This is a genomic window from Anabaena sp. FACHB-595, assembly GCF_048568275.1.
Lineage (GTDB): Bacteria > Cyanobacteriota > Cyanobacteriia > Cyanobacteriales > Nostocaceae > Trichormus.
The window spans coordinates 5,255,518-5,278,827 of record NZ_CP183473.1; the positions used below are offsets into that span (position 1 = coordinate 5,255,518).

Annotated in this window: 18 protein-coding genes; 6 read left to right on the forward strand and 12 right to left on the reverse strand. The window is 42.2% G+C overall.

Features of this window, described 5'->3' with window-relative positions; all coding sequences use genetic code 11:
- Position 1: 1 nt before the first annotated feature.
- Positions 2-865, forward strand: a complete 864-nt coding sequence (folP, locus tag ACN222_RS21915) for a dihydropteroate synthase (protein ID WP_010998523.1) — start codon at positions 2-4, stop codon at positions 863-865.
- Positions 866-905: 40 nt separating this feature from the next.
- Here folP and ACN222_RS21920 read toward each other — a convergent pair whose 3' ends face one another.
- The 5 genes from ACN222_RS21920 to fabI form a co-directional block, all read right to left on the reverse strand.
- Entirely contained in the window at positions 906-1,742 is an 837-nt protein-coding gene (locus ACN222_RS21920) for an SPFH domain-containing protein (RefSeq protein ID WP_010998524.1), read from the reverse strand.
- A gap of 348 nt (positions 1,743-2,090) precedes the next feature.
- The gene (locus tag ACN222_RS21925; protein ID WP_010998525.1) at positions 2,091-3,572 is read right to left on the reverse strand and encodes a polysaccharide biosynthesis/export family protein; all 1,482 of its coding nucleotides are present in this window, start codon (positions 3,570-3,572) and stop codon (positions 2,091-2,093) included.
- Between the two features lie 312 nt (positions 3,573-3,884).
- The gene (locus ACN222_RS21930) at positions 3,885-4,892 is read right to left on the reverse strand and encodes an ABC transporter ATP-binding protein (RefSeq protein WP_010998526.1); all 1,008 of its coding nucleotides are present in this window, start codon (positions 4,890-4,892) and stop codon (positions 3,885-3,887) included.
- A gap of 186 nt (positions 4,893-5,078) precedes the next feature.
- Positions 5,079-5,708 carry an imidazoleglycerol-phosphate dehydratase HisB gene (hisB, locus tag ACN222_RS21935; protein WP_010998527.1) on the reverse strand — a complete coding sequence of 210 codons (630 nt, stop codon included), beginning with the start codon at positions 5,706-5,708 and terminating at the stop codon, positions 5,079-5,081.
- A 142-nt stretch (positions 5,709-5,850) separates the two neighbouring features.
- On the reverse strand, positions 5,851-6,627 hold the full coding sequence (fabI, locus tag ACN222_RS21940) for an enoyl-ACP reductase FabI (protein ID WP_041456288.1): 777 nt from the start codon (positions 6,625-6,627) through the stop codon (positions 5,851-5,853).
- A gap of 628 nt (positions 6,628-7,255) precedes the next feature.
- Between fabI and ntcA the strand changes: the two genes are divergently transcribed.
- The 3 genes from ntcA to ACN222_RS21955 all read left to right on the forward strand — a co-directional run bounded on the left by ntcA (position 7,256) and on the right by ACN222_RS21955 (position 10,457).
- The gene (gene ntcA / locus ACN222_RS21945; RefSeq protein WP_010998529.1) at positions 7,256-7,927 is read left to right on the forward strand and encodes a global nitrogen regulator NtcA; all 672 of its coding nucleotides are present in this window, start codon (positions 7,256-7,258) and stop codon (positions 7,925-7,927) included.
- A gap of 329 nt (positions 7,928-8,256) precedes the next feature.
- Positions 8,257-9,747: a DUF3084 domain-containing protein gene (locus tag ACN222_RS21950; RefSeq protein ID WP_010998530.1), complete on the forward strand. Its 1,491-nt coding sequence runs from the start codon at positions 8,257-8,259 to the stop codon at positions 9,745-9,747.
- 263 nt (positions 9,748-10,010) lie between these two features.
- On the forward strand, positions 10,011-10,457 hold the full coding sequence (locus ACN222_RS21955) for a pre-16S rRNA-processing nuclease YqgF (RefSeq protein WP_010998531.1): 447 nt from the start codon (positions 10,011-10,013) through the stop codon (positions 10,455-10,457).
- A 32-nt stretch (positions 10,458-10,489) separates the two neighbouring features.
- Here ACN222_RS21955 and ACN222_RS21960 read toward each other — a convergent pair whose 3' ends face one another.
- From ACN222_RS21960 to ACN222_RS21970, 3 genes are all read right to left on the reverse strand, one after another.
- Positions 10,490-10,753, reverse strand: coding sequence for a DUF3146 family protein (locus ACN222_RS21960; RefSeq protein WP_010998532.1), 264 nt, complete (start codon positions 10,751-10,753; stop codon positions 10,490-10,492).
- Between the two features lie 301 nt (positions 10,754-11,054).
- Entirely contained in the window at positions 11,055-13,211 is a 2,157-nt protein-coding gene (locus ACN222_RS21965; RefSeq protein ID WP_010998533.1) for a polyribonucleotide nucleotidyltransferase, read from the reverse strand.
- Positions 13,212-13,357: 146 nt separating this feature from the next.
- Positions 13,358-13,906 (reverse strand): GNAT family N-acetyltransferase, encoded by a 549-nt coding sequence (locus tag ACN222_RS21970; protein ID WP_010998534.1) that lies wholly within the window; start codon positions 13,904-13,906, stop codon positions 13,358-13,360.
- A 135-nt stretch (positions 13,907-14,041) separates the two neighbouring features.
- Here ACN222_RS21970 and ACN222_RS21975 point away from each other — a divergent pair, with 135 nt between their 5' ends.
- Positions 14,042-17,269, forward strand: coding sequence for a DEAD/DEAH box helicase (locus ACN222_RS21975; RefSeq protein ID WP_010998535.1), 3,228 nt, complete (start codon positions 14,042-14,044; stop codon positions 17,267-17,269).
- Positions 17,270-17,563: 294 nt separating this feature from the next.
- Here the strand turns inward: ACN222_RS21975 and ACN222_RS21980 are convergent.
- From ACN222_RS21980 to ACN222_RS21995, 4 genes are all read right to left on the reverse strand, one after another.
- Positions 17,564-18,357 (reverse strand): IS5 family transposase gene (locus ACN222_RS21980; RefSeq protein ID WP_419755657.1). Its coding sequence is split into 2 segments (ribosomal slippage): positions 17,564-18,018 and positions 18,018-18,357, totalling 795 coding nucleotides; the frame shifts between segments, so codons are not numbered across the junction.
- Between the two features lie 207 nt (positions 18,358-18,564).
- On the reverse strand, positions 18,565-19,677 hold the full coding sequence (locus tag ACN222_RS21985) for a substrate-binding domain-containing protein (RefSeq protein ID WP_010998536.1): 1,113 nt from the start codon (positions 19,675-19,677) through the stop codon (positions 18,565-18,567).
- A 30-nt stretch (positions 19,678-19,707) separates the two neighbouring features.
- Positions 19,708-20,433 (reverse strand): hypothetical protein, encoded by a 726-nt coding sequence (locus ACN222_RS21990; RefSeq protein ID WP_010998537.1) that lies wholly within the window; start codon positions 20,431-20,433, stop codon positions 19,708-19,710.
- A 59-nt stretch (positions 20,434-20,492) separates the two neighbouring features.
- A complete protein-coding gene (locus ACN222_RS21995; RefSeq protein WP_010998538.1) occupies positions 20,493-22,205 on the reverse strand; it encodes a VWA domain-containing protein in 1,713 nt (570 codons plus the stop codon).
- A 357-nt stretch (positions 22,206-22,562) separates the two neighbouring features.
- On the opposite strand from ACN222_RS21995, the gene ACN222_RS22000 reads away from it, so the two are divergent.
- Positions 22,563-23,201, forward strand: coding sequence for a peroxiredoxin (locus ACN222_RS22000; protein WP_010998539.1), 639 nt, complete (start codon positions 22,563-22,565; stop codon positions 23,199-23,201).
- Positions 23,202-23,310: the final 109 nt, after the last annotated feature.

The window sequence follows — 23,310 nt, forward strand, 5'->3', positions numbered from 1 at the left end:
TATGTGCAGTAAATTGATCATAGGCGATCGCTGTTTCCACTGGGGACAGCGTACTTATTTAATGGGCATTTTAAATGTAACGCCAGATAGTTTTAGTGATGGTGGTAAATTTAATACTACATCTGCCGCTTTAGCCCAGGCAAAAGCCCTAGTAGCTTCTGGTGCTGATATTATCGATGTCGGTGGTCAATCTACTAGACCAGGCGCAGAGCAAATCACCCTGACAGAAGAACTGGAGCGGGTATTGCCAATAGTCCAGATATTGCGATCGCAAATTTCTGTACCCATATCAGTGGATACAACTAGGGCAGTCGTAGCTAAAGCATCTATAGAAGCTGGAGCAAATATTATTAATGATATTTCTGGTGGCACATTTGACCCCCAAATGTTGCCCACAGTGGCAACTTTAGGCGTGCCAATTATATTGATGCACATCCGTGGTACACCACAGACTATGCAGCAATTTACCGATTATCAAGATTTAATGGGAGAAATTTCTAGTTTTTTAGCTAACCAAATTACCACAGCCACAACTTTGGGTATTCAACCCGAAAAAATTATCATTGATCCTGGTATTGGCTTTGCTAAAAACTACGAACAAAATTTAGAAATACTACGCCACTTACGTTCATTACGGGCGCTAAATTGTCCTATTTTAGTAGGGGCATCCCGTAAAAGTTTTATCGGTCGAATTTTAAATCAACCAGATCCCAAAGCACGAGTTTGGGGAACGACTGCGGCTTGTTGCGCTGCTATTTTCAACGGAGCTGATATCCTGCGAGTACATGATGTTCAAGAGATGCGTGATGTATCCCTAGTTGCTGATGCACTCTTTCGGGGTGAGGTATTGAGTTCTGAAAATTGAGTTATTGTCCCCTGCTCCTCTGCCCCCTGCTCCCCACTGTCTACCCATGCTCCCCACTCTTCCCATTACCATCAGTATTTACGGTCTCAGCCATGACCTCTTTCATCAATTCACCCGATTTGCCTGGGTCTACGAACACGACCTTGGCATTGGTACTTTCTCCTAGTTTGTAACTTGCATTAATATAATCTTGAGCGACCAAATAACGGAGAATTTCTTTACTTTCGGGATTACTACGCAATGCTTCGGCAATTATCTGCATAGAAGTCATTGTGCCTTCTGCCTTCTTGATAGCAGCTTGACGTTCTCCTTCAGCTTCGGAAATTAGCGCCCGTTTTTTGAATTCAGCCGCTCGTTCCTCTTCCATTGTTTTCCGCACACTTTCCGGTGGTGTAATTCTTTGAATATCTAACCGGATAATTTCAACGCCCCAATCGGCTGTTGTGCTGTTCAACTCACTTAAGATGGTTCGGTTCATTTCATCTCTGGTGACATTGGTGTCTTCTACCGTATTTTGAGCAATCACTTCCCGGAGTGTGGTTGTTGCCAGTTGTGTCAACGCTCCCTGCAAGTCTTCAATTGCATAGAAGCTTTTCTCCATATCCCGGATACGCCAGAAAAGAATGGCATCAACTTCTAGGTAGATATTGTCCCTAGTGATGACATTTTGAGGTTTGATATCGATAAATTGCTCCCTTGTGGTATCTTCCATCACCACTTGATCAACCAAAGGCACGATGAAGTTTAAGCCTGGATTTAGTGTGCGATGTCTCCGTCCTAAGCGTTCAACAAGGGCTGCATTCCCTTCATTAATAATTTTTGCAGATCCTAAGGCATAACCGATAAGCGCTAAGACTATAGCAATAATTGGCTCCATATATGCTCCTATTACCTTTTAGGGCAATTTTAGTTTAAAGGACATGGTACTACCATGCCCTACATTTAAGTCTAATATCATGTCTATTTGAATACTTGTAATATCTGTGGGGGTTGGTAATGGGTCATGGGTAATTGGTAATGGCAAAACACAATTACCTTTTAGCTAACGCTCACTACGGCAGCCTATTAGCTATAACTCGCTACCAATCAAGATTAAACAAAGGTAAATAATTAATATTTATTTAATATTAAAAAATAAATGGCGATCGCACTATCGCCTAATTTGGTTCAACAAAAAAATCTGGGGACAGACAAATTTGACAACGCCCCCAGTTTACAGCTTGTGTTAAAAACCAAATATCAGTCTAACTACACCCAAGAACGTACCTAAAGGCCCCGATATCAAGCCGACGCTATCACTAGTCCTGGCTAGACCTGAGCGACCAACCACCACAATATCGTTGTTCCGGAGTATGGGATTAGTCTCTTCGTTAATTCCTTGGTTGAAATCAACTTTGATCTCACGCTTAGTCACTGAACCATTGGGGTTAAGACGCATCAACTCTACACTGGCGCTACGCGCTCTAGCGTCATTAAATCCACCAGCCGCGAGTAGTGCTTGGTTTAAGGAGCTATTTGGTCTAATGTCTACGGCTCCTGGGCGTTTAACTTCACCTACCACACCAACCTGAATTGTATTAGGAGACAAAGTAGTAGTTGCTAATTCCGTCGCTAGTGCTGGATTAACCTCAGTAGCAGTAGGAATCACAATTGTGTCTCCATCTTGGACAATTACGTCTTGATTAACATCACCAGTCCGCAATAGTTCCAAAAGATTGAGGTCTATCGTTTGTTCCCCTGTAGTCCTTGTCGGTCGGCGTAATTTGATCTTGGTAACATCTGCTTGGGAAGTAATACCGCCAGCTAATTGAATTGCTCGTGTCACCGTAGGTAAACCACTACCACTAGCCCCAGCGCCACCAGCCTGAGCTTCTGTCGCACCCGCACTCACAAGATATGAGCCAGGACGATTGACTTGACCAATAATGGCTACTGTGCGGGGTGCTGTTTGGCTAGCAGCAAAGTTAGCAGCAAATAGATTACGTGCTTCTGCTACGTTGAAGCTAGTAGCAGTTGGCACGACTATAACGTCTCCATCCCTTAAAGTAATATCTTGTGAAGAGCTACCAGTTTGGATGAGTTCCTTCAAATTTAGACTCACGATTTGCTCAGTAGAATTGCTGGTTTTACGTCTCAGCTTCACTTGAGTGACATCTGCTGCTAAGGTAACACCCTGGGCTGTGGTGAGTGCAGCCAAGACAGTGGGATATTGTACCCCTGGATTATTACCTGCACCGCCTTGCAAGCTCAAAGTGTAAGAGCCTGGGCGTGTGACCTCCCCAGCAACTAAGATATTGATGGGGCGAGGGGATAAAAGATTTACAGAAATCTGGGGACGTTTCAGAAACCTGCGATATCTGTCAGTGATCACATCAGCTGCTTGTTCTGTCGTGAACCCCTGAACAGAAACACTGCCGATTAAAGGTAAGTTGATAGCTCCACCTGGAGGAATTTGATATTCACCACCATATTCGGGAACTTCAAATACATTTACACGAATTAGATCGCCGCCTCCCAACAAGTATTTTGTATCTACTTGTACTGGTGGTGATACTCGTTGGTTAGTAGGGGGTACTGTTTGCGAATTAGGAAATACTTGTTGTCCCTGAGCTACGCTGGCAAACGGCACAACGAGATGAGCAGCAGTTAGCAAAGCTGCACCCACAGCTGGCTGTGATAGAAATTTCAGCGAACCTGTGTTAAGCATATTTTTTAAACTCTGAGACTACCATCGGTAAAGTATTGTCTAAACATTTTAATCTTGACTATACTTAAGTATTGAAGTTTCCCGACAATTCTCATTTTCCTAGAAAAACTATCTTAATCCGGTCAAATATTTTTTCCCAAGTTTGAATTTTTAGTAAAGTTACAGTAAAAGTTGCCTGATTTTACTAAACAACATCTGTGAATATAATTTTCACATTAGTATTTTTGCTGAGATATAGCTGTTGACAGACTTGAAATCATTGTGTTGTCCAGGTTTTATCTTAGCTTGATGTCCTAGTCTGTCTAGCTACGGCTATACTTCTGATTGATCAATTACTTCATGCAAAGATGTGTCTTGTTTTTGAATCTGGTTGATAAAAAATTCTTCTAAAGATTGACGAGATAAATTCATAGAAATAATTCGCCCACCCATTAGACGCACGCTAGCTAGGAAATCATAATAATCTTCTTGCAGTGTGCCTTGCCAATAACCATCAGGTTCATATACTAAATTTGCCAGCCATTTTTTGAGAATTTCCCAATCACCATTTTGACCTTGAACATGATATGTGTTCTGACTACCCAGTAGTTCATCCAGAGAACCAGAGCAAACTAATTCACCTTGTGAAAGAATGGCAATGCGATCGCATATTTTCTCCACTTCACTGAGAATATGGCTATTGAAGAAAATCGTCTTACCTGCGGCTTTCAGCGACAAGATAATTTCCCGCATCCGGTAGCGTCCCAAAGGATCTAAACCAGACATGGGTTCGTCCAAAAATATTAATTCTGGATCGTTAATTAGTGCCTGAGCCATGCCAACACGCTGTAGCATTCCTTTGGAATAGCGGCGCATCTGTTTTTTTTGGGCATCAGCTACAGATAAACCCACCAAATCCAATAATTCAGGAATGCGTTGACGTTGCACACTGGCAGGAATTTCAAACAAACCAGCCGCTAACTCTAAAAACTCCCAACCAGTAAGATATTCATACAAGTAAGGATTTTCACTCAAATAACCAACACGTTGCTTGATATGGCGATCGCCTAATGGCTGACCCAACAATAACCCTTTTCCACCGCTTGGACGGATAATTCCCAACAATAGCTTTAACAAAGTAGTTTTACCTGCACCATTCGGCCCCAGTAAACCAAAAGTTTCCCCCTGGTAAACCGTTAAAGAACAGCCCTTGAGGGAAACAACTTTTTGATTCATCCAAAAGCCGGTGCGATAAACTTTTCGCAAATCAGAAGTCATCACTACCGACGGGGTATTTTTGGTAGTTAATTGAAAATCCGGGGTGTCTGTAAAAGACTGCATTGGGTGTTAATTAACAAATACTAGTGATTACGCAGCATTGGTTATAAAGTACCCAAGAAGATCAGCGCGATCGCTACTGGTTTGTTAATTGTTGCGAATTTTGGGGATTGGGGACTGGGGATTGGGGACTGGTGACTGGGGATTGGGGATTTCTGCTCCCTGCCCCTGCTCCCTGCCCCCTGCTGTTTACAAAACCCCCTTAGAGCTAGGAATCGTCCCAGCGCGGCGAGGATCGACTTCTATAGCCATTCTGGCTGCTCTGGCAAAGGCTTTGAAGGTCGCCTCAATAATGTGATGGGAATTAATGCCATCTAATTGGCGAATGTGCAGAGTCATTTGGCTATGGTTGACTAATGCCACAAAAAATTCTCTAACTAATTGGGTGTCATAAGTTCCCACACGTTCCGTAGGAATTTGTAAGCCATAGCTGAGGTGAGGACGACCAGAAAAATCCAATGCTACCTGTACTAAAGCTTCGTCTAAAGGTGCTAGGAAATTACCAAAGCGGACTATACCTTTTCTGTCGCCTAATGCCTTAGCCAAAGCTTGACCTAAAGTAATACCCACATCTTCATTTGTGTGGTGGTCATCAATTTCCCAATCTCCTTTGGCTTGGACATCCAAATCAATCAAGCCGTGGGAGGAAATTTGATGCAGCATATGATCTAAAAAGGGAATGCCAGTAGCTGCCTTACAAATTCCCGTACCATCCAAATTGACAGTAACTTGTACATTTGTTTCCCCAGTGATGCGATGCACTGAAGCAATCCGAGGAACTGAGGACAAATTAAGTTGGGGATAATCGCTGATTTGCATAGAGGCTAGGGATTAGGGATTGGGGATCGGGGATTGGGGACTGGGCATATAAGGAAAAAGTGGTGAAAAAATCATTCTTTTTCCACCTTGTTTGTTCCTCATACCTAATCCCCAATCCCTAATACCCAGTACCCAGATTTTATTACATCCCCATGATTTCGTATCCTGCATCTACGTACAGGACTTGACCAGTAATACCGCTAGCTAAATCACTAGCCAAGAAAGCGGCTGTATTGCCCACTTCTAGCTGAGTCACAGTCCGACGTAAGGGGGCTACTTGCTCCACATGATGAATCATATCTAAAATGCCACCAACGGCACTAGAAGCCAAGGTGCGGATGGGGCCAGCAGAGATGGCGTTAACGCGAATATTTTGAGAGCCGAGTTCAGATGCTAGATAACGTACACTAGCTTCTAATCCGGCTTTGGCTACTCCCATAACGTTGTAGTTAGGAACAGCTCTAACACCACCCAAATATGACAAAGTAATAATACTACCGCCTTCAGTCATTAGGGGTTTAGCCGCACCACTTAACTGCACCAGTGAAAAAGTGCTGATATCTAAAGCCGTGGCAAAACCAGCACGAGATGTTTGGCTAAAATCTCCAGTCAAATCATCTCTGTTAGCAAAGGCTAGACAATGAATCAGAATATCTAACCTGCCCCATTTATCGCGGATGGTATCAAAAGTAGACTGAATTTGTTCATCATTTTGAACATTACAAGGCAAGAATAAGCTGGGGTTAAGGGGTTCTACGAGTTCTGAAACTTTCTTCTCAAATTTGCCACGTTCATCTGGTAGATAAGTAATACCAAGGTTAGCTCCGGCTGCGTGCAGTTGTTGGGCAATTCCCCAGGCAATGGAACGATTATTGGCGATACCTGTAACCAAGGCATTTTTTCCAGTCAGATTCAGCATAGAGATTTTTGTTGTCATTAATGTGATCGATTCATTTGTACAGCTTGACAGAAATCACTACCCAGTAGAAGAGGTAATCAAGCTATGTTGGGAATTTTCTTGCTGTTTAACTCGAAAGAATGTCTAGGGGACAGGAGGAGAGCAAGAGAGGCAAGGTAGGCCAGGGAGGAAAGAGGTTCAGAATTTTTCTTTTCCCCCTTACTCAAGAACAGCCTGCCTGAACCAAGATAGGACTTAGGCAATCTATACCCCTATACCCCTATACCCCTATACCCCTACACCCTTATCCAAACCCTTTATCTTTGTTTTATACATGGTTAGCAAAAATGATGATTATTAAGGGCGTTTTTTAGAATAAAATGTTTGTTATTTCTTAAGATATTTTCAAGATTACTTAATTTTTTCTGCAAAAAACCTGATGGTTAGAGAAAGTAGAAGTATCTATCAAGAACTGCTAGCTAAAAATAGCAAAAGTTGGGTATCATTATGAACAAATAACCATAAAGTTGTACGTTTGAGTATAGGAAAGTACAGAAAGGTTAACGGTGCTTTATTGATTTTTCAGGTGTATTCTTAGGTAATTAGTTTTTAGTTTTTTGTTATTCCGGCATTGGGTAGGGGAAGGGAGATGATCGTGACACAAGATAAGGCCCTAGCAAATGTTTTTCGTCAGATGGCAACCGGAGCTTTTCCTCCTGTTGTCGAAACGTTTGAACGCAATAAAACGATCTTTTTTCCTGGCGATCCTGCCGAACGAGTCTACTTTCTTTTGAAAGGGGCTGTGAAACTTTCCAGGGTGTACGAGGCAGGAGAAGAGATTACAGTAGCACTACTACGGGAAAATAGCGTTTTTGGTGTCCTGTCTTTGTTGACAGGAAACAAGTCGGATAGGTTTTACCATGCGGTGGCATTTACTCCAGTAGAATTGCTTTCTGCACCAATTGAACAAGTGGAGCAAGCACTGAAGGAAAATCCTGAATTATCGATGTTGATGCTGCGGGGTCTGTCTTCGCGGATTCTACAAACAGAGATGATGATTGAAACCTTAGCGCACCGAGATATGGGTTCGAGATTGGTGAGTTTTCTGTTAATTCTCTGTCGTGATTTTGGTGTTCCTTGTGCAGATGGAATCACAATTGATTTAAAGTTATCTCATCAGGCGATCGCCGAAGCAATTGGCTCTACTCGCGTTACTGTTACTAGGCTACTAGGGGATTTGCGGGAGAAAAAGATGATTTCCATCCACAAAAAGAAGATTACTGTGCATAAACCTGTGACTCTCAGCAGACAGTTCACTTAAAGAAGAATAGCAGGAGTCAGAATTCAGAATGTGGCTAACTATTAGCACAGGCTAAATCCTACTCATTATAGATTTAGTTGGTTTCTTCAATCCGTTTATTTAACTCAAAGTGACGGTGAACCCATACTGAAATTCTGGCTCTTGCCTTCTGCACTCTTTAAACAATTGGAACCATCAGAGGTGGTACGTGTTATATTTTTCTCAATGACACCCATAGTTAGAAGTAAATCGAAAATCTTGAGTAACTTCAGCTATTCCCACCCTCCCATCCTCCACAAAGAATGATTGAAAGTAGTAGGCTGTATCTGGACTCAATTGGGTAGCTGAAGATGACCACTGGGTACATCCTCATAGCAGCAATTTTAATTTTGGGAGGTGTAATTGCCACTGTTGGCGATCGCATCGGCACAAGAGTTGGCAAAGCACGCCTCTCTCTGTTTAATCTACGCCCCAAAAACACGGCTGTACTGGTGACAATTTTGACAGGAGGACTAGTTTCAGCAACTACCTTGGCAATCTTATTCATTGCTGACGAAGGACTACGTAAAGGGGTTTTCGAGTTAGAAGATATTCAAAAAGACCTCAGGCAAAAACGAGAACAGCTCAAAGTCGCAGAAGAGCAAAAAACTCAGGTGGAAATTGAACGTAATAAAGTTAATCAAGAGCTAGAAACCACCAGAACAGATAAAAAACAGGTAGAAACTCAGCGCGACCAAGCCAAAAAAGAAAAATTAAAAGCACAGCAAGATTTAGCGCAAACCCAAGCACAATACCAGCGCACCCAAAGCCGACTGGGACAAGTAGTTACACAATATCAAAAAGCGATCGCTGAACTGCAAAGCGTTTACAATCAAAGAAAAGCCTTACAAGGGGCAGTGGAACAACTCAAGACAGAACGCCGCAGGTTATATGCTGAAGCTAAAAAAGCCATAGAACAACGGGACAGAGAACTAGCTAACCGTCAACAAGCGATAGAACAACGGGACAGAGAACTAGCTAACCGTCAACAAGCACTACAACAGCGCGACCAGAAAATTTCCCAACTAGATAAAATAATTCAAAATCGTAACTTGGAAATTGCACAGCGAGAAGAGGTAATTGCCAAACGAGAGTCACGGCTCAAAGAATTAGAAACACAACAGGACTATTTAGAGCAGGAAGTGGCGCGGCTGGAGAAATATTACCAGTCATACCGCGACTTACGTTTAGGCAAACTAGCATTAGTTCGCGGTCAAGTTTTGGCCTCTGCTGTTATTCGGACTAATCAGGTAGCGGCTACACGTCAGATAATTATCCAACTACTGCAAGAAGCTAACCGCAACGCCAGTTTAGAATTAAGCGAACCTGGGTCAAACTCGGCAAATATAGAACTACTACGTATTACCCCAGATAGAATTGAGCAGCTGATTCAGCAAATTAATGATGGTCGAGAATATGTAGTCAGAATATTCTCAGCTGGTAATTACGTCAGAGGAGAAAACCAGATAGAATTTTTTGCTGATACAGCTAGAAATGTGCTGGTATTTTCTGGAAGTGAAGTTTTGGCTACAACTACAGCCGATCCTCGTAGTATGACCTCTTATCAATTACGACAACGGTTAGATTTATTAATTTCCGCTTCCCAATTTCGTGCTAGGAATGCGGGAATTGTTGAAGGTGTGCAAATAGATGGTACTTTTCTGCGCTTCGTTTCCTTGTTGCGTCAGTTAGATCAACCAATAGAAATTAAAGCGATCGCTGCTGAAGATACTTATACAGCAGGGCCATTGAGAGTGCGATTGGTAGCAATCCAAAATGGCAAAGTTATTTTGAGTACTTAAATGAAAAAATTAGGGAGTGAGCAATTCAAAATATTAAATAACTGCCAAGGATTAAGGGTAACGAGAGAGTTGTGTAATTAAAATACTAGAAATATATAGCTGGGGACTGGGGACTGGGTGAAAAGTCTTTTTGTGTCTAGGTCGTATCATCTTATTGATGTCCTAACACTACTGGCAACAGCTATATTAAAAATATTTAATTAATCAATAAATATATTTATCGAGATTTATTTGTATTCTGAATAATTATTTTTGGACTTATTATGACTTTAAGTGCATTTTCTCCCACACAACCAGTTATTTTAGGTTTTGACCCAGGTAAAGATAAATGTGGTTTAGCGGTGATGGGATTGGATCGGCAACTATACTATCATCAAGTAGTCGCTTCCGCAGATGCGATCGCCATCATTAATACCCTAAGACAACAGTTTCCCATTTCCATGCTAGTTATGGGCAATCAGACCACAGCCAAACGCTGGAAACAGCAACTACAGCAAGAATTAGCTGAAGCATTAAATATTGTCTTAGTAGACGAGCGTTATAGTACCTTAGAGGCACGCGATCGCTATTGGCAGATGTATCCTCCTAAAGGACTAACCAAGCTACTACCCCACGGAATGCGTCAACCTCCACGCCCAATAGATGATATTGTGGCTATCCTCTTAATCGAAAGATACCTAAATCGCCTCACAGAATCGGTTAATGGTTAATATATTTTCTCCTCCTGTCTCCTGCCTAATTTTCACAATTGTGCGCGGATCTTAAAAGCATAGTCTCCTCCTGGTTCTAGTTGATAATCTTGCTGTTCCAAGAAGCGACCGAGGGGTTCTTTGATTAAAGCGCGTCCTTGGGAAGGCTTTACCAGCAGTTCTCCCCGACGAAAATGCCACTGGAAATGCCACTCAAAATCACCAGCACTCACTTCACCTTCTAGGAAGCCGTGTTGCCAGGATTGGCGAATGATTTTGACATGGGCAGTAGTTTCTGGCAAAGGTTTAGCACTCACAATGCTTGGTGTTAAGTATGGAACAAAAGCACAAGCTTAACTATGTAAGCTATTTCTTTTATTTACCAAACTTCGCTCAAATCGACAAACTGACAAAATGAGTATATCGAAACTTATGGTAATAGGTAATAGGTCATGGTAAAAAACAATTACCTATTGTCTATGACCCAATACGGTTCAGTAGAGACGTTTCATGCAACGTCTCTACTTGGGATTATTCACAATCATGAAAAACTTTACGGCGATGCCTACGTAAAGAGGCATCGCGGATTTTAGATATGATCTAAAATCCCCAATCGATTTAACGATTCACCGCCGCAGCTTCCCGCGCCGCAGCTGCTTGATCTGGGTGTATACCCAAGCGTGTGAGATTAATCCGTCCCTTATTGTCAATTTCGCGCACTTTGACAATTACTTCATCGCCAACAGCTACTTCATCTTCAACTTTGCCGACACGGTAATCAGCTAATTGGGAAATGTGAATCATCCCTTCTTTTCCAGGGAGAAATTCCACAAAAGCACCAATGGGAATAATCCGAGTCACACGTCCGGCATAGACATCGCCTTCGTTGAGTTTGCGAGTCATGCCTTGGACAATATTACGCGCTCTTTTCGCCTTGTTTTCATCAACCGCAGAAATTGTCACTGTGCCATCGTCTTCAATGTCGATTTTTGCACCAGTTTCTTCGGTGATGCCCTTAATTGTCTTACCGCCGGGGCCAATGACTAGACCGATCATGTCTGGATCAATCTTGATAGTCAACAGGCGTGGGGCATAAGGTGAGGTTTCAGTGCGTGGTTGGTCGATAGTTTGGAGCATTTTGTCCAAAATATGCAGCCTAGCATCTTTTGCTTGGTGAATGGCTTGGGCAATAACCTCCAAAGACAAACCAGAGATTTTCATGTCCATTTGCAAGGCGGTAATCCCTGCATCGGTACCAGCGACTTTAAAGTCCATATCACCTAAAAAGTCTTCGATGCCCTGAATATCTGTCAGGACTCGGACTTCATCACCTTCTTTAATCAAACCCATTGCTGCACCACTCACGGGTTTGAGAATGGGTACACCGGCATCCATTAATGCCAAGGTGGAACCACAAACTGAACCCATTGAGGTGGAACCGTTGGAGGAAAGCACTTCCGAGACGACGCGAATCACGTAAGGGAATTGCTCTTTTGGTGGCAGCACAGGTAAGATGGCTCTCTCTGCTAATGCACCGTGACCAATTTCCCGTCTACCAGGGGCGCGTAAGGGTTTAGTTTCCCCGACGGAGAAAGGCGGGAAGTTGTAATGATGGAGGTAGCGTTTCGATTGGTCTGTTTGCAGGTCATCATTGAGGTTTTGGGCATCACCAGGAGTACCCAAAGTACAAGCTGATAATACCTGAGTCAGCCCTCGGTTAAATAAACCGCTACCGTGGACACGTTTTGGTAAGACACCAACTTGGGAAGAAACCGGACGCACTTGATCAAGTTTCCGACCATCCACACGCACGTTATCTTCGACGATTTGACGGCGCATGAAGTATTTAGTGATGTCTTTAAAAGTGTTGCCCAGGGCTTTGCTGTTGGCAGTTGCAGCTAAACGAATTGGGTCTTCCTCTGGGAGTTCGGCGATCGCTGTGGCAATATTATCTTTAACAACGTCCAACGCGGCATCGCGTTCGGGTTTGGTTAGTTCAAATTGAGCCAGAATTTTCTTAATTTCGTCGCTAGCGCGATCACGGATATAATTTTCCAGAGTTTGGTCTACCTCTGGCGGTGCTTCTTGGACAATTTCTAGACCGAGTTCGGCTACTAGGTCTAGCTGCGCTTTAATTAAGTCGCGCACAGCCTCATAACCAAAATCAATCGCCTCGATAATATCTCGCTCTGGTAATTGATTAGCCCCTGCTTCCACCATAATCACACCGTGAGGTGAACCTGCGACTACCAGATCCAAGTCTCCGGCTTCGATTTCTGCATAGGTGGGGTTAATAATGAAATCATCGCCCACTAACCCTACCCTCACTGCTGCCATTGGCCCGTTAAAGGGGATTTTGGCAATGAGAGTAGCAATGGAAGCACCTGTTACCGCTAGCACGTCGGGTGGTACTTGCTCGTCCATCGACATTGTTAAGGCGACAACTTGCAAGTCATCCCGCAACCATGAAGGGAACAAAGGACGCAGGGGACGATCTATGAGACGGCTGGTGAGAATTGTTTTTTCTGGGGGACGGCCTTCTCGGCGCATAATCCCACCGGGGATTCTACCAGCCGCATATAGTCTTTCTTCATAGTCTACTGTCAGGGGAAGGAAATCAATGCCTTCTCTACCTGGCGATCGCGTAGCTGTGACTAAAACAGCTGTATCCCCTGATTCTATCAAAACCGACCCACCAGCTTGGGGTGCTAGTAGGCCTACTTTCAGTCGAATATCCCTTCCATCGAAGGATATTGACTTCTCAAATTCTGCCATTCAGCTTTTTTTCCTTCTATGCACGCTATTCTCTCTCTGTGGCAATCCTAACATTTATGCCCTATGGCTGGCTTCTGTTACATACAAAGAGCAACATCGGGATTTTGTGAGGGTGTAAGGGAAGAATTTAGTTTTACTCTTTCCCCCTATACCCCTAAAGCACGATACATAATCAGCGCCTTGACTACCTTTCCATCAGCCAGCTTTGCCGCATCGGGAACGCTTCCAATGATATCAAAACCTAAGGATTGCCATAGAGTGATTGAAGGTATATTAGTTTCAAAGACCAAATTAAACATTACTGCCTCGTAGCCTAATTGGGCTGCTACCAAGAGCATAGATTCTCCCATGAACTTACCTATGCCCTGACCCCGCAATCCTGGTTGTACAATAAAACCAGCGTTGCAGATATGACTGCATCGTCCCGGAAAGTTTGGTTTGATATAAAATGACCCTAATATTGTTTGTGGTTTTTGTGTACCATCCTCACCAGATAACCTAATAACAAAGGCATCTTGACTCAACCAGTAAGCTGCAAATTCTTGTTGTGATAATGGTTGCTTTTGTGGATAGGTCTGACCTTCATCAATGACAACATTGAGCAGTCTTCTTACATCTTCATATTCCTGAGGTTTTATATAATCTAATTCTACAGTTGCACCATTTTTGAGAATTTTATGTAGAGGTAATTTCATGATTAATGTTATTTGATATATATAAATAGTTACATATACATATATTTATTTTAGATGATATTTATTTCACTAAATATAGTTGATAGTCCAAAAATAAACATTTATTACTTTAAGTAAAGTCTGAGTAATTAACAAATGGCAATTCTACACGGTAGTTGGATATTAAATGAGCAGGAGAGTTGTTTATTTATTTGGGGGGAAACTTGGCGATCGCCACAAGTGGATTTTAATTTTGCGGAGATATCCCTCAATCCCTTGGCGCTGTCTGCACTGGAATTAAGTGAGTGGTTGCAGTCTCAACATCAGGCGATCGCTAAGTTGTTACCGCAACAATTGGAAAAACGAACCTCCAAAGCAGCAAGTTCTGTAAAAATAAATTTATTAACTCATTCACAAATAATTGCCCTGCCAACGGAAATTTCCCAACCTCGTAAAAAAGAAACCATTTTAATTTCTCCTGTGCATTCTGCCGCTTTAGCATCTGAGTCAGACTCTGAAGTTTATTTACAAACTTGGCGTGTAGAAGGTTTTTGTCTTCCTCCTAGTGCAGCAATTAAATTGCTAACTTCTTTACCTTTAAATATAACTAGTGGGGAGAATGCTTTTTTAGGTGGAGATTTACGTTTCTGGTCACAAATTGCCCGTTGGAGTTTAGATTTAATTTCTAGGTCTAAGTTTCTCCCAATTATCCAACGACAACCTAATAATTCTGTAAGTGCTAAATGGCAAGTACTTTTAGATAGTGCCGTAGATGGAACTCGTTTAGAAAAGTTTGCTGCGAAGATGCCCTTGGTTTGTCGGACTTATCAAGAAATTGGGAGTGGGGAATCTCCTATATATATAGATTTTCCTAGTCAGCCGCAGGATTTAATCTTGGGTTTTCTCAATAGTGCGATAGATACGCAATTGCGGGAGATGGTGGGGAATCAGCCTGTGGTGGAAACTCGGTTGATGGCATCTTTACCATCGGCGGTGCGACAGTGGTTGCAAGCGTTAATTGCTGCATCTAATTCAATTGATGCAGATGCTGTTGGTTTAGAAAGGCTGGAAGCGGCGCTCAAGGCTTGGACGATGCCGCTACAATATCAACTAGCAAGTAAAAATCAATTTCGCACTTGTTTTGAATTACGTTCTCCAGAACCAGACGAAACTGAATGGACGCTGGCGTATTTCCTGCAAGCAGCCGATGATCCAGAATTTTTAGTAGATGCGGCGACTATTTGGCAAAATCCTGTTGAACAGCTAATTTATCAACAGCGAACGATTGAAGAACCCCAGGAAACGTTTTTGCGAGGTTTGGGGTTAGCTTCTCGATTGTATCCGGTCATTGCCCCCACTTTAGATACAGAATCACCCCAATTTTGTCATCTCAAGCCCATGCAGGCTTATGAATTTATCAAGGCTGTGGCTTGGCGATTTGAAGATAGCGGCTTAGGGGTGATTTTACCTCCTAGTTTGGCGAATCGTGAAGGCTGGGCAAATCGCTTGGGTTTGAAAATCTCCGCCGAAACGCCGAAGAAAAAACCAGGACGCTTAGGATTGCAGAGTTTGCTCAATTTCCAATGGCACTTAGCGATTGGTGGGCAAACTATTTCTAAAGCTGAATTTGACAGACTGGTAGCTTTAAAAAGCCCATTGGTAGAAATTAACGGCGAGTGGGTGGAATTACGTCCCCAAGATATCAAAACAGCTGAAGCCTTTTTTACTGCGCGTAAAGACCAAATGGCCTTATCTTTAGAAGATGCCTTACGTCTAAGTAGTGGCGATACACAAGTAATTGAGAAATTACCAGTAGTCAGCTTTGAAGCCTCTGGCGCATTACAAGAATTGATTGGGGCGCTGACAAATAATCAAGCAGTTGCACCATTACCTACGCCGAAAAACTTCCAAGGACAGTTACGTCCTTATCAAGAAAGGGGTGCGGCTTGGTTGGCGTTCCTCGAACGCTGGGGTTTAGGTGCTTGTCTCGCCGACGACATGGGACTGGGAAAAACGATACAGTTCATTGCTTTCCTTCTCCATCTTAAAGAACAGGATGTATTAGAAAAACCAACTTTACTAGTGTGTCCTACTTCTGTTTTAGGTAACTGGGAACGAGAGGTGAGAAAATTTGCACCTACACTTAAAGTTCTCCAGTATCATGGTGACAAACGTCCTAAAGGTAAAGCATTTCAAGAAGCAGTAAAAAAACATGATTTAGTTATTACAAGTTACTCATTAATTCATAGAGATATCAAATCATTGCAGGGTATTCCTTGGCAAATAATTGTTTTAGATGAAGCCCAAAATGTGAAGAATGCGGAAGCCAAACAATCACAAGCAGTCAGACAATTAGAAACAACATTTCGTATTGCTTTAACAGGTACACCAGTAGAAAATAGACTACAAGAACTTTGGTCAATTTTAGATTTTCTTAATCCTGGTTACTTAGGTAATAAGCAATTCTTTCAAAGACGTTTTGCTATGCCAATTGAAAAGTATGGTGATGCAGCATCTTTAAATCAATTGCGTGCTTTAGTGCAACCATTTATTCTGCGTCGGCTGAAAACAGACCGTGATATTATTCAAGACTTGCCCGATAAGCAAGAAATGACAGTATTTTGTGGTTTGACTGGAGAACAAGCTGCACTTTATCAAAAAGCGGTAGAAACATCTTTAGCAGAAATTGAATCAGCCGAAGGATTGCAACGCCGAGGGATGATTTTAGCTTTATTAATTAAACTCAAACAAATCTGCAATCATCCAGCCCAATATCTGAAAATAAATACATTAGAACAACACAGTTCTGGAAAACTGCAAAGATTAGAAGAAATGTTAGAAGAGGTGTTAGCAGAGAGTAATACTTACGGTGTTGCCGGTGCGGGACGTGCTTTGATTTTTACCCAATTTGCAGAATGGGGTAAGTTACTCAAACCACATTTAGAAAAACAACTAGGGCGGGAAATATTTTTCTTATATGGTGGTACGAGTAAAAAGCAACGAGAAGAAATGATTGACCGTTTTCAACACGACCCCCAAGGGCCACCAATTATGATTCTCTCCCTCAAAGCAGGTGGTGTAGGGTTGAACTTAACCAGGGCAAATCATGTATTTCACTTTGATAGATGGTGGAATCCAGCCGTAGAGAATCAAGCTACAGACCGCGTATTTCGCATTGGTCAAACTCGCAATGTACAGGTGCATAAATTTGTTTGTAATGGCACCTTAGAAGAGAAAATTCACGACATGATTGAAAGTAAAAAACAACTAGCGGAACAGGTTGTTGGAGCAGGCGAAGAATGGTTAACTGAATTAGATACAGATCAACTCCGCAACTTACTGATACTTGATCGTAGTACAGTAATTGATGAAGAAGCAGATTGAAAAAGATGCGTGATTTTGCCAAGGCTTTGAATGTAAAAAATGTTTTGGCAGACTTCTTTATTTATGAATTTCTCTTTTCGGTGAAGCAACGCGATCGCCTCGGCAGATAATTGTCTTCAAGTGGGGTAAAATACCATCATCATTGGCTCTTTTACCTGTCTCTAGACTACCGCGATCACCAAATAAATTAATGGCTTTGGTTGGATTACTAGAACCTATGCCACTAATAATATTTTGTTAATCCAGATGTGGATTATAGCAAGGTCAATGAGAGACCATTTATAAAGTAAATCTTTAGACGACTAGACGACGTAGCATAATACGAGTCATAACGGCATATATGGCAGCCTCACTCATTTCTGGGAGACGCTCATAATCCTTACTGAGACGACGGTACTGGTTTAACCAGCCAAATGTTCTTTCTACTACCCACCGTTTGGGCAAAACCTGAAATTCTTGATTAGTACGCCGGATTACCTCAACATGAGCTTGAATCATCAGCCAAACAGAGAGCGCAAATTTATCACCGTCATAGCCGGAATCAACCCAGATGACTTCAACTTTTTCCAGTAATTCTGGACGCTCTTCTAACAGTTCCATCAAAGTATAGGCGGCAAGTAATCTTTCTCCAGCATTTGCTTCACTTACAACCACTTTTAACAAAAGTCCCAGACTATCAACCAAAGTTTGCCGCTTTCGTCCTTTTACCTTCTTGCCACCATCAAAACCGTACACATCCCCCTTTTTTCAGTCGTTTTTACCGACTTGCTGTCTGCCGCGATCGCCGTGGGTTGAGTTGACTTCCCCATTTTTTGACGAACTTGATCGCGCAAAGTATGATTCATTTGCTCCCAGATACCTCGTTTTTGCCATTTACGATAGTAGCTGTAAACAGTTGAACTAGGAGGAAAATCCCCTGGAAGCATATCCCACTGACAACCTGTTTTCAGATGGTAGTAGATAGCGTTGCATACTTCTCGCATATCAGTTGTTCGGGGATGCCCACCGCATTTAGCGGGTGGAATCAAAGGAGCTAAAATTGCCCATTCTGAGTCATTAAGGTCTGTAGAATAAGACTTTCGTCTCATTGTTTCCTATGTAAATACACTCTACAAACAGTATCTTATCGCTGCCTTTTTATCTGATGGCTCTCCTTTAGATTTACTTTATAAATAGCCTCTGAATGGGTCGAAGTAAAATTTTTGACGTTCCCATCTAACGACGAGACGGTGGTATTTGCGCTGATAACAAGCAAAATACCACACTTGCTGATATGACCAATGACCAATGACCAATTAATTCACCCTTTCCCATAATCTTTGCATTTCTGTAATCATCTCAGGTGTGGGAGGCGGTAGTTTTTCCACCGTTGGTTTCACTTCAGCGCCAGGAATATTTTGACTCCAAGGACTTTTAGGCACAGATTTTAAATCAACAGCATTATTCACCGGACGGAAACCATACTCAACTAATACTGCTTGCTGTGCTGGTTGTGTCACAAAGTCGAGAAATTTCTTGGCTGCATTCGCTGTCCCTGAGTCAACGTCCCGGCGGACGATTGCGGCTGTCGCTGTGGATTCAATGGATGGGTTTAAATAATATATTTGATAAGGTCTACCGTTATTCGTACTTGACTGTTGCCAACGATAAAGGGCGACACTTTCATAGACTGTAGCTACATCAGCATCATTGGGGCCTCTGGTAATAAATTCTTGCAACAGAATATCTGTAGACCGGGGTGGCTGATATACTGACTTTTTCACCAACCCAAACAACGATTGGACAGATGGATTATTGAGACTATTACTGTTAACTTTTGTGCCTAATTTTGATTGTGTCCACAGATTTAACGTCACCTGTCCACTGTTAGAACGGGTGGGGTCTGTGGTGACAAAATCAAAGCTACCCCAATCTTTATTACCACCGATTTTTTCCCAGTTACTAGCTAGCATGGCTTGTTCGACTTTTTGCCATTGGAAGCGTCCATCAGGAAAGAGGACTTTGCCACGTTCAGGCCAGGCAATACCCACTAATATGGTTTTGGCGATGGGTCGGGGAGAGTCGTAAAATGGGGCAGTATTGTTAGCGGCGCGCAGGCGATCGCTTAATTCTGCTAAAATTTCTCCATTAGCAGGAATTAATATAGTAGGTTTAAAATCATTTTTATGGTCAACAAATTTGTTAACCATATCTTGGGAACCTTGAAACTTTAGTTCTAATTTAATCTGAGGATTTTCCTGCTCAAATTTTGCCTCTAGCTGTTGTAATGGTTCCTGTAATTCTGTACCACTGACAATAATAACAGTTTGCTGTAACCCAGGAATAGGGGTATAAGTTAAAATTAGCGATGCAGCAATAATTCCGGCTGATATATAAATTGGGGAAGACTTTGACTTTTTATTAGCCATAAAGTGACTTTTGATCCCGGTGATTGAATATTATTTACTTACTAACAATTCCAGGTTTTCTGATAAGCTATTAAGCTCATCACTTAGTAATATCATGCCATTAATTTGCTCAGAATCATTTAAATCTGAGGTACGTAATTTTGTCTGCAATCTCTGCAATAAACCCGCAGAATCTTGAATTAAAGTAGAGATATTAATGATTCTAGCCAGGCGAGTATCTTCTCCTTCTTTAGCTAATTTGATATTACGTTGCAAACTATCTGCAAGTTGCTGCCAATGTTGTTTAGCGACACCGGAACTAGATGGCAGTTTTTGTTTAACTTCCTGCAATTGTTTCTTGAGGGAATCAACTGACAGTAGAGAATTACTCCCGTTGATGTTCCATACTAAAGCATCAATTTTACCTGGAAGTGCAACAGCGCGATCGCAATTCGTTTGCAAGCCTGCCAAAAGTTCGATTTGAAAAGAATCTGTCAGCAATTTCTTAGCTTCTAAACGCAAGTCATTTGCCTGATTTGCCAATGCTAAAGCCGACACTTTCACAGAATTGATTTCTCTCTCCAACTCTGGATTATCTAATGTTAAAGATGGTGACTCACGGGATTTTAAAAAACTAGCTCCAATCATGGAAACTCCCGCCGCCACAGGTAACATAACTGGACTTGGCAAGCTTCCCAAACGCACACCCACAAATAAACTCACACCCCCAACCAAAACAGCCACCGGATAATCAAGCGGATTTACTAACTTCAACATAAAATCAACCTCAAAAACACTCCGCGCCCCTCTGCGCCTACCTTAGCGCCCCTCCGCGTTTAAAACTCAACCTGCAAATCCGACATCAACCGCGAAATCGTCTCCGGATCACCTTTAGAATAATAACCTCCATTCAACTCAGCAATCTTCTTTAAAGCATCAGGATTAAACTCCCCTTCCTCACCATAACCAACAGTAAAAAAGCCAATTCTTTGGTCAGTAGAAAAACCACTTTTTTGCAACTCTGCTGATAGATTATCTAAAGATATTTGTGAACCGGAATCCTCCCCATCAGTTAATATCAAAACTGCATTAATCGCCCCTTCACGACGATTTTTTTGTAGCCAATTCCGCGCCTGCATAGCAGCATCATATAATCTTGTCCCACCATCAGCACGGAGACCACTAATAAACTGCACACCGCGATCGCGTCCTTGGGGAGTACCATCTACTAAGACAGGCTCTCTAATTTCTGAGTCAAAATCAACCAAAGCAATTTGTTCTTTTTTGCCCAAATTCTTAATATAATTTTGCAAAGTATTTTGTACGGCTGGTAACTTGTTCCCCTCCATTGACCCCGAAGAATCCACCACAACCACCACTAACGATGGTTTTTTAGAAGCCTCCTGCCAAGATTTCAACATTGCATCTACCACCTCTGGTTTTGGTGGTCGCAGAGAATCATACTTAGCTTGGGCTACCACACCAAATTCAGGAGAGAACTTTGCACCTAAAGCGACTCCTGGAGTTCCTGGTCGCAAACCTAAATCTGTGGCAAATTTTTGAGCATCAGGCGATCGCCAATAAGTGATAAACTTTTCTGCACCAGCCTTCTCATCAGCACTCACCCAAGGTGCATTCGGCACAATTGCCCGCATATTAGAAGTAAACGTTGTTTTGGGGTAAACTGCCTGATAACGCTCCTGTCCTGGTTGCAAGCTGGAATTGGCAGCAATCACACTCGATTCATACACAGAACCCACAGAAGCCCAAAACGGCCCATTTTTCACCATCGCTTGAGCAAGAGAATTTGTAGAAACGCCGTAACGAGTAATCTTGCTTTGGATTTGCTGAATTTGCGGCTGAAACGTCTGCACATCAGCAATGGTCAATTCTTCAGGACGCTTACCAGAAACACTAGTATACTGAGCTACTAAGGTTTGTAAACCGGAATTAGAACGAGTCGGCGCAGTGTGGACGTAATTAACTGTTAATGATGGTGAAGATGGGTCGATATCGCGGTGAGTTTTCGCTGTTACCAAAGCCTTATAAGCATCAGGGACTTTCTGTAAACCTCCAGCTACATCCGCCTGTGCCATAAATACCATTGGGCTATTAGCTAGCAATGGTGCATCAGTAATTTGAGGAATGTAATTTTGCCCCGGAAAAACTTGGTTTATGCGGTAAATTAACTGACTGTGATATATATCCCCATCCAGGGAAATTATTGTGGGAAAATCTGCCCCATCAGCCTGTAAAGTGCCGTTCTTTAACTGATTGGTCAATCCTAGCAACTTAGTAACAACATCACCGCTACCCTGTGCCTCACATTCCACCCGAAAAGCATTACCATTATCTAACTTAGGTTGCGTTGCATTAAAATTTTTTGCAGCTTGGTTACAAAAGTCTCCCAAGGCGCTGCCAACTAGAACTTTGACTTTTAAACCCGTAAAATTATCTGTTGAGTTGGAGTTACTGTTACAAGCGGTTAGTAACAGAACACCAAAAACTGCTACGAGGCGTATTTTTAACCAAGACCCTTTGAGAATCATGTATTTATCCCAGCAAGTCGTTTATTGAAAATCGTTGCGCGCTCTAACTACTAGCCATACATTTATTAACACAATATTAGTGCCTGATTACACCAATACCCATCACAACCACAAATCCTTACCAGAGGATTCCTGAAAACCTGCAAAACAAATTAATGAACGCTCAGGAAAAAATACATCGCATTTATGTGATAATCAGAACTCGTCAGTATTATTCCCCATCAAGACAGACTTCTTAAGGGTTAAGAAATTAAAATTTTGTTAAAAACCACTAAAAGCCGATGGGGAAACCGATGTTGTTTTGCCTTTATGGCAAGATAGAATACATAGGCCTTACTTAACTACAGGGAATCTCTTATGGCTCTCCGTCTTGGTGATACAGTACCCAACTTTACACAAGCGTCTACACATGGCGACATAGATTTTTACGCATGGGCTGGTGATAGCTGGGTTGTGCTGTTTTCTCACCCTGCTGACTATACCCCAGTTTGTACAACTGAATTAGGAACAGTTGCCAAACTGAAACCAGAATTTGACAAGCGCAATGTGAAAGCGATCGCTCTTAGCGTTGATGATGTAGAATCTCACAACGGTTGGGTAGGCGACATTGAAGAAACTCAAAGCACCACACTCAACTACCCCATTTTGGCAGATGCAGATCGTAAAGTTTCTGACCTTTACGACATGATTCATCCTAATGCGAATGCAGCTGTAACAGTGCGTTCAGTATTTGTGATTGATCCCAACAAAAAACTCCGTCTCACCTTCACCTATCCCCCCAGCACCGGACGTAACTTTGATGAACTGTTGCGAGTCATCGATTCCTTGCAACTCACCGACAACTACAGCGTCGCTACCCCAGCCGACTGGAAAGATGGCGATAAGGTTGTCATCGTTCCCTCCCTCAAAGACCCCGAAGTCTTAAAAGAAAAATTCCCTAAAGGTTACGAAGTAGTCAAACCCTATTTGCGGTTAACTCCTCAACCTAACAAGTAATGATTGCTGAGTGAGAATAACTACTCAATATTGAGTAGATAAATTTTTAAATCAATTCGTTTACAAGACGCAAAGCTTTATCTTTGCGTTTTTTTGTATTTACGTAAGA